This window comes from Paraburkholderia aspalathi (assembly GCF_900116445.1).
GTDB lineage: Bacteria > Pseudomonadota > Gammaproteobacteria > Burkholderiales > Burkholderiaceae > Paraburkholderia > Paraburkholderia aspalathi.
Map to the genome: position 1 here is coordinate 157,424 of NZ_FPBH01000013.1, position 12,674 is coordinate 170,097.

The 12,674-nt window shown below is 61.8% G+C and carries 12 protein-coding genes; 6 read left to right on the forward strand and 6 right to left on the reverse strand.

The genetic code is table 11. The features are described from left to right. Positions 1-18 precede the first annotated feature (18 nt). A complete protein-coding gene (locus BM438_RS20845) occupies positions 19-1,248 on the forward strand; it encodes an acyl-CoA dehydrogenase family protein (RefSeq protein ID WP_208620681.1) in 1,230 nt (409 codons plus the stop codon). Next, a complete protein-coding gene (locus BM438_RS20850; protein WP_093637008.1) occupies positions 1,245-2,360 on the forward strand; it encodes a sigma-54 interaction domain-containing protein in 1,116 nt (371 codons plus the stop codon). Before BM438_RS20845 ends, BM438_RS20850 begins: the two co-directional genes overlap by 4 nt. Before the next feature lie 78 nt (positions 2,361-2,438). On the opposite strand, the gene BM438_RS20855 is transcribed toward BM438_RS20850, so the two are convergent. Beyond that, positions 2,439-3,683: an acyl-CoA dehydrogenase family protein gene (locus tag BM438_RS20855; protein WP_093637011.1), complete on the reverse strand. Its 1,245-nt coding sequence runs from the start codon at positions 3,681-3,683 to the stop codon at positions 2,439-2,441. Between the two features lie 269 nt (positions 3,684-3,952). Between BM438_RS20855 and BM438_RS20865 the strand changes: the two genes are divergently transcribed. After that, the gene (locus tag BM438_RS20865) at positions 3,953-4,372 is read left to right on the forward strand and encodes a hypothetical protein (RefSeq protein ID WP_093637017.1); all 420 of its coding nucleotides are present in this window, start codon (positions 3,953-3,955) and stop codon (positions 4,370-4,372) included. Between the two features lie 128 nt (positions 4,373-4,500). Here the strand turns inward: BM438_RS20865 and BM438_RS45575 are convergent, their stop codons facing one another. Then, positions 4,501-4,668 (reverse strand): hypothetical protein, encoded by a 168-nt coding sequence (locus tag BM438_RS45575; RefSeq protein ID WP_167378427.1) that lies wholly within the window; start codon positions 4,666-4,668, stop codon positions 4,501-4,503. 64 nt (positions 4,669-4,732) lie between these two features. Between BM438_RS45575 and BM438_RS20870 the strand changes: the two genes are divergently transcribed. The 3 genes from BM438_RS20870 (at position 4,733) to bla (ending at position 8,209) form a co-directional block, all read left to right on the forward strand. Further along, positions 4,733-6,847 carry a phosphocholine-specific phospholipase C gene (locus tag BM438_RS20870; RefSeq protein WP_093637020.1) on the forward strand — a complete coding sequence of 705 codons (2,115 nt, stop codon included), beginning with the start codon at positions 4,733-4,735 and terminating at the stop codon, positions 6,845-6,847. A 131-nt stretch (positions 6,848-6,978) separates the two neighbouring features. Beyond that, the gene (locus BM438_RS20875; protein ID WP_093637023.1) at positions 6,979-7,203 is read left to right on the forward strand and encodes a hypothetical protein; all 225 of its coding nucleotides are present in this window, start codon (positions 6,979-6,981) and stop codon (positions 7,201-7,203) included. 172 nt (positions 7,204-7,375) lie between these two features. Next, a complete protein-coding gene (bla, locus tag BM438_RS20880; RefSeq protein WP_279630554.1) occupies positions 7,376-8,209 on the forward strand; it encodes a class A beta-lactamase in 834 nt (277 codons plus the stop codon). A 75-nt stretch (positions 8,210-8,284) separates the two neighbouring features. Here bla and BM438_RS20885 read toward each other — a convergent pair whose 3' ends face one another. The 4 genes from BM438_RS20885 to BM438_RS20900 form a co-directional block, all read right to left on the reverse strand. Next, positions 8,285-8,578 carry a transposase gene (locus BM438_RS20885; protein ID WP_093637029.1) on the reverse strand — a complete coding sequence of 98 codons (294 nt, stop codon included), beginning with the start codon at positions 8,576-8,578 and terminating at the stop codon, positions 8,285-8,287. Between the two features lie 149 nt (positions 8,579-8,727). Then, positions 8,728-9,417 carry a DUF2894 domain-containing protein gene (locus tag BM438_RS20890; RefSeq protein WP_244179412.1) on the reverse strand — a complete coding sequence of 230 codons (690 nt, stop codon included), beginning with the start codon at positions 9,415-9,417 and terminating at the stop codon, positions 8,728-8,730. After that, positions 9,410-10,057, reverse strand: coding sequence for an OmpA family protein (locus BM438_RS20895; RefSeq protein ID WP_093637032.1), 648 nt, complete (start codon positions 10,055-10,057; stop codon positions 9,410-9,412). The genes BM438_RS20890 and BM438_RS20895 overlap by 8 nt, the downstream gene beginning before the upstream one ends. Next, complete coding sequence (locus tag BM438_RS20900) at positions 10,054-12,669, reverse strand: DUF802 domain-containing protein (RefSeq protein WP_093637034.1); 2,616 nt, start codon at positions 12,667-12,669, stop codon at positions 10,054-10,056. The genes BM438_RS20895 and BM438_RS20900 overlap by 4 nt, the downstream gene beginning before the upstream one ends. Positions 12,670-12,674 lie beyond the last annotated feature (5 nt).

The window sequence follows — 12,674 nt, forward strand, 5'->3', positions numbered from 1 at the left end:
GTGAGTGTCCTTGCCCATATGAATTCGACCTACGTACTGCCGGACGCGCCGGCTTGTCTGCTACCGGACGCGGAGACAGCATCGGTCAGTGAAACGCCGCTGCAGATCGCGCAGCGGCTCGCGACCCTATTTGCGCTAACCGCCGCCGAACGCGACGCGCGAGGTGGGACGCCGAAAGCGGAGCGGGACGCATTGCGCGCCAGTGGTCTTCTGGCGATGAGCATTCCGGAGGCGCACGGCGGTCTCGGGGCGAACTGGCGGCAGACGCTGGATGTCGTGCGCACGCTTGGCCGGGCCGACAGTTCGCTCGGACATGTATTCGGCTTCCATCATCTGATGCTGGCGACGGTGCGGTTGTTCGGTTCGTCGGCGCAGTGGCGCGCCTGGTTCGAGCAGACTGCGCGCCGTCAATGGTTCTGGGGCAATGCGTTAAACCCGCTCGATGAACGGGCCGTGAGCTACTCGCACGCGGATTGGCGCGAGTTCAGCGGGCAGAAGAGCTTCTGTTCCGGCGCGCTCGATTCCGAAATGCTGATCGCGTCTGCGCGAGACGCCGATACGGGGGCGTTGCTAATCGCGGCGGTACCCACCGGGCGCACGGGCATTTCCGTCGCGGAGGATTGGAACAACATCGGTCAGCGCCAAACGGATAGCGGTACGGTGACGCTGGAAAAGGTGCGAGTGGAGAACCACGAGATTCTGACCGACCCGGGGCCGCTGTCGACGCCTTTTGCGTGTCTGCGGCCCTTGCTCGCTCAGCTGATCCTGACGAATGTGTACCTCAGCATCGGCGAAAGTGCGTTCAACGACGCCCGTCATTACACGCTTCATGAGGCGCGTCCGTGGCATACGTCCGGCGTGCAAACCACGGCCGCGGATCCTTATATCCTGGGCCAGTATGGCGAGTTCTGGGCGGGCCTCGAGGCGGCGCGGCTGTTGACCGACCGCGCGGCCGATCGTTTCGATGCGGCATGGATTCGAGCGGATGCGCTGACCGACGCCGAGCGCGGCGACGTGGCGTTGGCGGTTGCAACGGCCAAAGTTGCGGCCACAGAAATCGGGCTCAACATCTGTACCCGTATGTTTGACGTGGCCGGCGCGCGTGCGACGCATGGCGCGTTGAGGCTAGACCGTCACTGGCGAAATTTGCGCACGCATACGCTTCACGATCCGCTTGCCTATAAGCTTCGAGAAATCGGCGAATGGGCTCTGACGCAACGATATCCGACGCCGAGCTTCTACTCATGAACTATTCACTCCATCACGTGTTACCGGACCGGCCTGCCGTCGCGCGAACGGAAGTGCCGCCTTTGTTGACGATGCCCGACAAGCGCACGCTGACCACCTCGATTCGCGCGACCGCGCAGGTCTTCTCGGACCCGCAATCGCTGGCCTTGCTCGAGCGTATTCGCATGGTGGCGCCGAGCGACGCTAACGTGCTCGTGATCGGCGAGACAGGGACGGGTAAGGAACTGGTCGCGCGTCATGTGCATAACCTGAGTGCTCGCAAGGACGGCCCGTTTGTGGCGGTCAATTGCGGGGCGTTCTCCGAGTCGCTGGTGGAGAGCGAGTTGTTCGGGCATGAGAAGGGAGCGTTCACCGGTGCGTTCTGCGCCAAGCCTGGCTGGTTCGAAGCGGCCAATGGCGGGACGCTATTTCTCGACGAGATAGGCGATTTGCCGCTGTCGATGCAGGTCAAGCTGCTGCGCGTATTGCAGGAACGCGAGATCGTGCGGCTCGGCTCGCGACGGAGCATTCCGATCGACGTGCGCGTGCTGGCGGCGACCAATGTGCATCTGCAGGATGCGGTGGCGGCAGGCCATTTCCGCGAGGACCTGTTTTATCGCCTGAACGTCGTGCATCTGGCTGTGCCGACGTTGCGCGATCGGCCCGGCGATATATTGCCGCTGGCCCGCTACTTCATTGAAGAGTACCGGAACCGATTGGGCTACGGTCCGGTCGACATCGAACCGCGCGCGGAGCGAAAGCTGCTGGAACATAGTTGGCCCGGCAATATCCGTGAGCTTGAGAACGTCATTCACTACGCGTTGCTGGTGTGCCGCAGCGATTCGTTAGGCGAGGGCGATCTGCAGATGTCGTCGTTCGGGATTCATGCCGCGCGACGGGCGGCTGCCGAACCTGTAGCGTCCACACCGTTGGAAGGGCTCGAAGGGGCGCTGCGTCATCTGTTCGATCACGCCGAAGGCAACCTGTTCGAGCAGATCGAAGACACGGTGATGCGTGTGGCGTTCGACTTCTGCTACCGGAATCAGATTCAGGCGGCGAGGCTGCTGGGCATTAGTCGCAATGTGTTGCGGGCGCGCTTGATCCGGGCGAAGCAGATTTCCGCGCAGAAGTAGGCTCATTTGCGTTGCATGCCTTTGGAGGTTGAAGCGGACCGGCCGCGAGACCGGTCCACATGCCGCTGCGGTAGCCGACTATGCCGCAGTTCTGCTATTGCCAATCTGCCAGACGAAGGGCGGCTCCTTGCCGTTGATTTCCCAATCTCCCACAATTCGCTCCTTATAGATCAGCGGATTGTGTGACGCAGCGGTCCGCGCGTTTCGCCAGTGGCGGTCCAATAGTTTGTTTTCGCTAGTGCCCGAAGCACCGAGTGCATTGAAAAGGTCCGTGGTCGCCTGCAAAATCAAACTGGCCACGGCGACCTGGGCTTTTGCCGATTCGATTTCGGCCGCCACGTTCGCCGCATGTTCAGCATCACGGTCCGCACCGAAGCGCGTTTCGTATGCTCTTTGTGACGGCTCCGCGGCTCGCACAGCAGCCGCTTCTGCTGCATACACGCGTGCCGCGATTTGCCCCACCACCTGCTGCACCTGGGCGTCTTCGCTGACGCGTGGCGCGTTTCCATGGCTGTAAACACGGGTGCGTTTGCGTACTTCATGTGAGATGTCGCGCAAGGCGGCGCGCCCCGTACCTGCAATTACGGCGATCAGCACGAGCTGATAGAACGCAGTCTGATATTTGAAGCGCGTGGCGAAGTCGATGATGTTCTCTTCTTCGACCACGGCATTTTCGAATACGGACGTCCCGCTTCCAGTGGTGCGTTGACCGAAGCCATCCCAGTCGTCGCTTTGTTTGACGCCTGTCTGATGCGTGCTCACTGCTGCGATGACGTCGGCTCCGTTATCGTCGCGCTGCGCGTAGACGTCGATCCAGTCGGCAAAAATGCTGCCCGTGCTGTAGTACTTGGTTCCGTTGACGACCCACTGGTTGCCGTGGCGCGAGACACGCGTGATCACGTCGCCGATCTTGACCGCACCGACTTCGGTCCACGCGTTACCGACGATCTCACCCGCCACGAAGCGTTGCAGCCATTTGTCCTGTGCGGCGCCGGGTGCTGCGTTGATTCTGTCTTCGACAAAGGCGAAATGGCCGCGCAACGCTTGCGGCAAACTCGAATCGGCCTCGGCCAGTTCGATCAGAAGCTGCACGAGTTGCGGAAGCGACGCGCCGGCGCCGCCGTATTCGCGCGGCACTCTGACTGCGCCGAACCCCGCTTCCTTCAACCAGACAATCTGCTCGTACGGCAGCGCACGAGTGCGTTCGCGTTCGAGCGCGCCTTCCGCGATCCGGTTGAAGATTGGCCTGAACCTGGCAGCCAACTGTTCATAGTCTGTGCCGTACGAAAGCGGGTGTTTTTCACGCTGGTTTTGTGATGTCATGCGTCTGCTCTTAAGTCGATAGGTGGAGTAAGGCAGAGCGATTGGGCTCTTGACCATATGGACTACAAAGCACGAGCTATGCCATCGGGGCGGGCGTCCTGCCTTGCCCCTCGATAGACGATATCGGAGTTTCAGGCTGCTGGATTGCGAGCAGTGTGCTGATGGGCTGCTTGTCTGACAGCAGTTTGGACTGGATACGTTGGATCACGGCCATGCTACCTTCCTGAATATCCACGAGCGTGCGCTCATGATTCGATAACGAGGTCCACATGGAACCCACCTGGCAATTCCAGCTAAGAATCACCGTCTCACCCGAACTTGCAAACGATCTGCGTACAGACCCGGCCGGTGCCTCGCATGCTGCGCTTCGCAATGTGCTGGGCAAGCACAACGCGACTTTGAAATGTCAATTCGACGCTTTCGCAGACTACGTGAATGAAGCGGAAAAGCAGGGCTTGGAAAACTATCCACTTTATCAATGGACCCGGCAGACAATTGAGAATCCGGAGAAGAAAGCGAAGTACTTGCAATCATTCACTGTCTACGTGAATGGCGACGAGATATACGGCAAGGAAATCGCCGACGTGTTGGAAGCTGAATTGACTGCACTCATCAGTGACGATGGCATTAATAGCGTCGCGCGGTTCGATACCAATCCAGCGAATAACCCGCAGCCGCCCAGGCGCTAGCGGTTACACGGCGGTTACACGTAGTCCATCTGCTTTCCAGCACGACACTCGCGTGTAATAAATCGAAACTATTGTCTCGGCACCGCTTGCGCCAGAGCGCGGCGGTTGCCGACGCGCGATCGCGTCCGTCAGTCATTCATTTCCACGGAGACCTCCATGCCGACGTCGGCATTCCGGCTTTTTGCGCTCATCTGTTCTGTTGCTGCGACCGCGCTGCTTGGCGCATGCAGCGACGGCGTATCGTCCACGCCGGCCAAGGCAGCATGCGGCAACGCCACCGTTGTGAACGCGCGCATGAGCTGCCCGCCGGGCTTCGTCCCGCCTGCTTCCTGAGTCCAGAATTCAAATTAGGTCCATCGCATGGTCACCAAAACTCGTCGAGATTTTCTGAAGCTGTCCGCCGGACTGGCGGGCGCGACTGCCGCCACCACCCTGTTTCCCGAATCGATTCGCAAGGCGTTGGCGATCGAGCCGAGTTCGGTCACGGGCACGATCCAGGACGTGCAGCACATTGTCGTGTTCATGCAGGAGAACCGCTCGTTCGACCACTATCTCGGTCACCTGAGCGGCGTGCGCGGCTATAACGACCGTTTCCCTGTGACGCTGCCGAACGGCCAGCCGGTATGGTTCCAGCCGCGTCAGGAAGATCAGACGAAGGTGATCGCGCCGTTCCGCTACGACACGACCAATCCGAACGTCAACGCGCAATGTATCGGCGGCCTGCCGCATACGTGGGCCACCACGCACGGCGCGATCGACAGCGGCCGCGCCGACAAGTGGGCTGTGCAGAAAACCAATATGACGATGGGCTATCACGTGCGCGAGGACATTCCGTTCCACTACGCGCTCGCCGACGCCTTCACGGTGTGCGACAACTACTTCTGTTCGATTCCGGGTAACACGCATCCGAACCGCATGTATTTGATGACGGGGATGGTCGACCCGCTTGCCACGGGTGGCGGACCGCTACTCGACAACACCGACTACATCGACAACCAGTTCGATACGATCAAACTGCAGCCCTTCAACTGGACCACGTATCCCGAGCGGCTGGAAACGGCCGGCATCTCCTGGCAGATTTATCAGCAGGGCACCGGCTTCGACAATTTCACCGGCAACTACGGCACGAACATGCTGGCCTCGTTCCAGAATTTCGTGAACGCACCGGCGGGTTCGTCGCTGCAAAACCGCGGGATGAGCACGCGCACGCTGACACAGTTGAAGGCCGACGTGCAGGCCGGTGCATTGCCGCAGGTGTCCTGGCTGTTGCCGCCCGCCGCGTATTCGGAGCATCCGAAGTTCACGCCGCTCTATGGCGCCAACTACATCTCGACGATCCTCGACGCGCTGACGTCGAATCCCGATGTGTGGAGCAAGACCGTCCTGTTCATCATGTACGACGAGAACGACGGCTTCTTCGACCACGTGGTGCCGCCGCAGGCGCCTACGGTGCCCGGCTCCGGCATGAGCACCGTGGACATCTCGCTCGAACGGCACAACGTCGTGACCGCGACGCAGGCCGGCACGTATACCGCGGACAATCTGCCATACGGCCTCGGGCCGCGCGTACCGATGACGGTCGTGTCGCCGTGGTCGAAGGGTGGTTTTGTCTGCTCGCAGGTGTTCGATCACACGTCGGTGCTGCAATTCATCGAAAAGCGTTTCGGCGTAGTCGAGACCAATATCTCGCCGTGGCGCCGTGCCGTTTGCGGCGACCTGACCACGGCGCTCGACTTTTCGAAATCGGATGCGGCCGTGCCGTCGCTGCCGAGCACGCAAACCTACGTCGCGCAGGCCGATCTGCAATGCGCGCGTTCCACGGCGCAGGCTGCGCCGGCCAGCACGGCTCAGCAGCTGGTGACGGCGCAGGAAGCGGGCACGCGGCCCGCGCGGGCGTTGCCGTACGAATTGCATGTGAACGGGAAGTTGCAGTCGCAAGGGTATGCGCTGACGTTTGCGAACACCGGCACGCAGGGCGCGCATTTCTGGGTGTACACGGGTGACCCGACCGCGATGCCGCGCCGCTATACCGTCGAGGCCGGCAAGCAATTGACCGATACGTGGGCACTCGATGCGAACGGTAATTATCTGGTGAACGTCTATGGCCCGAACGGTTACTTCCGGCGCTTCGCGGGTTCGTCCACTGCGGATGCTGCAGCCAAGCCGGATGTCGTGACCTGTTACGACGTGGCCAACGGCAACGTCTACGTGACAGTGTCCAATGCTGGGACCAAGTCACTCACGGTCACCGTAAGCGACGTCGCCTATGGCCAGGCGCCGCGCACGTTGAGCGTGCCCGCGGCGAGCAGTGTGGAGGCGCATTGGGACCTGTCATGCAGCAGTCAGTGGTATGACTTTCAATTGACGGTTGCAGGCAATGCGGGCTGGTTGCGGCGCATTGCAGGTCACGTGGAAACAGGCCACGCCAGCATCACCGATCCTGCTGCCACTGCGCCGGTAACGAAGGCGATTTAGGCGTACAGAGTGGACATTTCTTTCAATGTCATTTCGGGTCGGCGGCAAAGTGGTAAGTCAATTTTACATTTGGCGACAAGGCGCGAAGTTCGTGAGAGGATGGCATTTCACTTTTTCTCGCGGAGGGCGAAATGGGACTCTTGGACGAAGTAGGCAAGATCGCTGGTGCGGTAGCGGCCGTTGAAGCAGCAGAAAAAGTCGATCCGGACGCAGGTCTGCTAACGAAAGGCGTTGCAGCGATTGCAGGCTTTGAAGGCGCAGGTGCATTGGAGGGATTGGTCGAGAAAAAAGACGGCGAGAAGCAGGACGACGCCGACAACGCTCAGGCTGCAGACGGTACGAATCCTCAGACGTGATTTTTGCGCTGTGAGCGGGCCAGTTCTACTTAGGACTGGCCCGTTCTTTATGGTGAGCGCGTGACGTGATATGCCTGATCGTTCCTATCCGTCGCGTGGTTGTCGTAAGCGAATTGAATTTGAGGACGATTCTTTGACCATCTCTGCGACACGCAGGACCCTGACGCTCGGATTGCCGCTGCTCCTAGGCCTTCGCATCACTCCCACACTGGCCGCAAACGCTTCCCCATTAGCTGACATCGAACGCCGCAATGGCGGACGCCTTGGCGTGTTCGCTATCGATACCGGTTCGGGCCGAACCTTGGCGCATCGCGCTGACGAACGCTTTCTGATGTGCAGCACGTTTAAGGGACTGCTCGCCGCGCAGGTGCTATCGCGTGTGGATGCCGGCAAGGAGGATCTTGCCCGTCTTGTGAAGTACACCGGGAAGGACCTGATCTTTACGTCGCCCGTGACGAAGGCACACGTTGCAGAAGGCGCGATGTCGGTGGGCGCACTGTGCCAGGCGATTGTCGAAGTGAGCGACAACACGGCGGCCGTGTTGTTGATGAGAAGCGTCGGCGGTCCCGCCGCTTTGACGCAATTCGTTCGCGGTCTCGGCGATACCGTGACGCGTTCCGATCGGTACGAACCCGAGTCGAACAAAAATAGCGGTGTGCTCGATACCACTACGCCTCGTTCGATCACTAACTCGGCGAGCAAAATTCTCTTGGGAAATGTTCTGAGTCCCCAATCGCGTACGCAGCTGGAAAACTGGATGATTGCCTGCAAACCGGGTTTGAACCGGCTCCGCGCTGCGTTACCGCCGGACTGGGTAGCGGGTGACAGGCCCGGAACCAGCGTGGAAGAAGAAACCAACGACTATGCGATCGTTCGCCCACCCGGACGCGCGCCGCTTTTGATCGCAGCCTATTACGATGCGCCCGCGCTTGACATGCCCGCTCGAGAGGCTGTCTTGCGGGAGGTCGGTGCAGTGTTCGTGAAGTGGACAGCGGATCGGGCGTGACGCGCGATGACCCGCGCAACCGGCGGATGGATGTGATCCGCGGCGTCCCGATTCTTCCTGTCCTGCTTCACCACTTCAACATTGCGAACCGTTTGAACACTCCAACTGCTCGCTCATGCCGAGTTCGGCGAAAACCTTCGACATCATGCCGGCGCGTCGCCACTCCAGCCATTTGATGTAGCAGGTTTGCGATGGCGGAAAGCTTGCGGGGAGGCGCTGCCACTTTTCGTTATTGCGAACGATCCACAGTATGGCGTTGACGATCTCGCGCGGATCTCGCCGTGGTCGGCCAACTCTCGGTGTGGTGTCGTGGTGGAACAGGTGGGCGATGCGTTGCCAATCTTCATCAGACAGCGGGGATTCGAACATTTTCAGATTTTAACCAGCCAGTACAATCTGATTATCCCAGTAGAGGCCGTCTTCTAAATTGCGATTTCGGACGTTAAAGCGGCGCAAACCGGAGGATTGCTTTTGGCTGGATTGTGGTGGTCCAGGGGCTCGACGGATCTGCCCTCGCGCTAACGCGATTTGCCCCTGGTATTCTTTCTGGCGCTTGTGGCGCGAGGCGTCTCTTTAGCCGGCAAGGCACCGCCGCCGTTCATCTGCTCCATCCACGACAAGGCGTCGACGTACGACAGGAACTGCTGGAGATACCCCGGCGACAACTCGCGCATCAGCGAGAGCGATCGATGAACAAGGCTGCTCGAGTTGAGCGGACCGGCATTGCCGGGCGCTTTCTTCAGCGACTGCCGCAGCTGTTTCTCGGATCGGACCTTGGACCAGGTCTCCCTGAAGTAATCGAGCGCCTCCAGTTCCGGATAGGACGATGGCCGAGGCGTGGCGCTGCCCGCTGTGAGGCTGTCATCGTCTGCAGGCGCATGATTGGCGATGTAGTCGATCAGTCCGGCCAGCGTTCCGCGAGCGGGATCGCCAGGTGATGCCTTGGTGTCGGTGCCAGCATCGCCAGCCTCGGATGCAGCGCGCTCGAGATCGACCGCATACGCCTCGATCAGTTTGGCGAGCCTCTCATCCAGGAGACGCCGCGCCTCGCCGCTATGACTGGCTGCCCGCCGATCCAGCGCCTCGATGAAATGAAAGCGAATGGGATCCATGCGATCGGCGCCACGCTCGCGCCATGCGTCGAGCGTTGCCCGGGCGCCGCCTGTCACCTCGTTAGCGCCACTACTCGGACGACTCACACTACTCACGAGGCTTCACCGTTGCGCTCGAAGGCCTCGGGACCGGTGCTATTTCCACGCGCCGGTTTTTCGCCCGGCCCTGGTCGTCGGCATTCGTGCTGACGGGCTGCTGCGAGCCGAACGCGGCCGCAAATACGGAAGAGGCGGGAACGCCTGCATCGATCAGCGCACGGGTCACCGTCAACGCGCGTTGGGCCGAGAGCTCCCAGTTGTCGGCAAAGCGACGGTTAGCTTCCCGCACCTGCCGGTCATCGGTAAAGCCGCTCACCATCAGGATCTCGTCATTGGCCCGGAGGTAAGCGGACAGCGGCCCCGCCAGGCTCTTCAGGACGTCCCGGCCTTCCGGCTGCAATTGATCGGAGTTCAGTGCGAACAACACGCTGCCGTTGATGCCGATGCGTCCGTTGACCAGCGTCACCCGGCCCGCTGCCAGCGGTCCTGCCAGCGCCTGCTCCAACGTCTTGCGGCGCTGTGTTTCCATCTGACGCTGCTTGACCTCTTGCTTCAGCCGGGTCGAGAGTTCCAGCTGCACACCGATGACACCCACCAGGATCAGCACGAACGCGCCCAGCAACACCGACATCAGATCGCCGAAGACGGGCCAGATGGGCGCCGTGGTCTCCACGCCGCCGTCGATTTCCTCGCTCATGCCGCTTCAGCTCCGACAGACGCCCGCTTGCCGGCAAGGTGCTGCAGGTCTTCGACGATCTGCTTCTGCGACATCATGCTCAGGTCGATGACTTCTCGCGCCTGGGCGACGTAATAGGCCAGCTGCTCATCGCTGCGCGCGAGGGACTTGTCCAACGCGGCTTCGATACGCTGCAGATGTGCGACCAGCGTGGTATTCGACTCGCCGAACACCTGGACGGCCGCGCCGAATGCTTCGCCTAGGCTTGCTACTTCGACGGCGCTGCCGGTGACCTGCGCGGCCACCGCGCCCAGCTTTCCGGTCTCGAGTTCGACCTTGTCAGTGAAACGGGTGCTGACACGATCCAGCAGATCCGCTGACGTGGCGACGAGCGCGTCGACGGCCGTGCGCTGTTCGGTGGATGCATGGTTGACGGCATCGAGCAGGGTTTCCAGCGTTGCCAGCAGGCGGCTGCGCTCGTCCAGCATCGCGGTGTCGCGGACCATGCTGTCGGAGAGCTTCTGACGCAATTCGGCGACGACTTCCGCCGCTGCCTTGGGCGCTTCCGACGCGGCTTCCACAAGCTGGCCGATCTCGGCGATCGTGCTGCTCGCGTGCGCCTGAGTTTGAGCGGAGATGTCGCGTGCGGTTTGTGCCAGCGTGTCGCAGATCTCCTGCTGGCGGGTCGCGCTGCGCGTGCCAACTTGCTCCCATTCCTTGCTCAGCGTGGTGGCCATGGAGCCAAGTGTCTCGGTCCAGGCGGCCAGCCGCTGCTGGTCACGTGCGGCGAGTTCCGCCTGCAGGTTTGCGGCGGCCGTGGGGGCGTCCGCAGCCACTTGCACGAGCCGGTCGATCTCGGCGATCGTGCTGCTCGCGTGTGCTTGTGTTTGGGCCGAGATGTCGCGCGCGGTCTGTGCGAGTACGTCGCAGATTTCCTGCTGCCGGCTCGCGCTAAGCGTCCCTGCCTGCTCCCACTCCTTGCTCAACGTAGCGGCCATTGAACTGAGTGCCGCGGTCCAGGCCTCCAGCCGCTGCTGATCTCGTGCGGCGAGTTCCGCCTGCAGGTTTGCTGCGGCTTTGGGCGCATCCGCAGCCACTTGCACGAGCCGGTCGATCTCAGCAATCGTGCTGCTCGCGTGTGCCTGAGTTTGAGCGGAGATGTCGCGCGCGGTTTGCGCCAGCACGTCGCAGATCTCCTGCTGCCGGCTCGCGCTAAGCGTGCCCGCCTGCTCCCACTCCTTGTTCAACGTTGCGGCCATCGAACCGAGCGTCTCGGTCCAGACTGCCAATCGTTGCTGATCTCGCGAGGCCAATTCCGTCTGCATGTCCGTATGCGATTGGCCCACTGCGGCGAGCAGTGACGCCGAGTGCTGCTCGAAGGTTGCTGCGGCCGCCGCCAAAGCTTGCTGATTGTGTCCCGCCAGTTTTTCGCCGACCTGTTCTTGCCGTGACAGCGCCTCGTTCCACGCTGCCGACACGTTGCCCGCCGTCGCTTCCAGTCGCGCGGAGACGCCTTCCAACAGGCCGGCCGAGCGTTGCTCGAAAGTCTCGGTGAATCGATCCAGCGACGTGCCCAACTGCTGCGTGAGCGCCTCGTTCGATCGTTGCTGCCCCTCGAGCGCCTTGTTCCAGATGCCCGCGACGGTGGCGGTGCTTGCCTCGAATCCAGTCGAGAGTCCATCCAACTGCTGCTGGACGGCGTGCGTGACGGTGTCGTGCATTGCGGTCGTCTCGCGCGCGAGACCCGCCAACGTGGCCGCCATGACCGGCTGCAGCGCCGCGCTGGCGGCGCGGGTGCTTTCGGCGACGCTCTCCTTCAACGACTGCTCAACGGACGCAGCAAGGCGCGTATAGGTGGCTTCGGCTCTGCCGTGGAAAGCGTCCTGGCTGGCGAGCTGCCGCTCGTTCAAGGCGAGGCTCTGCTGTTCGATGACCGTCATCATCGCCTGCAGACGATCGACCAGCGTGGGCATCACCTCGGCCTGCCGCTGCAGGAGCTTGAAGCTTTCCTCGCGCTGATGGGCCTGCGAGTAGATGCGCAAGGTCGTCGCGATCTTCACGTCGAGCAATTGAGCGGCATCGATCCGTTCGCGCCGGCACAACGCCGAAAGCAGTCCCAGCATTGCTGACGTGGCCACGCCCGCAATCGACGTGCCGAACGCGAAGCCCAGTCCCTTGACCGGTGCGCCGAGCGAATCGCGGATAGCTTGAAGGTCTGTCGCGCTTTCCAGCGCCATGCCGGTGCCGCGCAGGGTCGCCACCATGCCGAGGAGCGTGCCGAGCATGCCCAGCAGCACGAGCAAACCGACCAGATACGGCGTCAGCGCCGGGCCCGGCAACGCCACCCGCTCACCCTCAACGCGCAGGCGCACCGCATTGCGCAGGCTGGGATGCAGGGGCTCGAGCCAGGCGCCCAGGCTGGCCGGCGGCCCGGACAGACCCGCAACCGCACGCGCCAGCGTAGACGTGGCCTGGCTGTAGCGTCGCAGCTCGAGCGCGCCGGCCACGTAGCAGACGCCAATCAACAGTGTGACCGCCAACGCCAGCACATTCGAGCCGACGTAGCCGCCACCGATCCAGCACACCGCGGCCAGACCCACCAGAAAAACAACGAGATTGAGATATCTGGACATAGTGT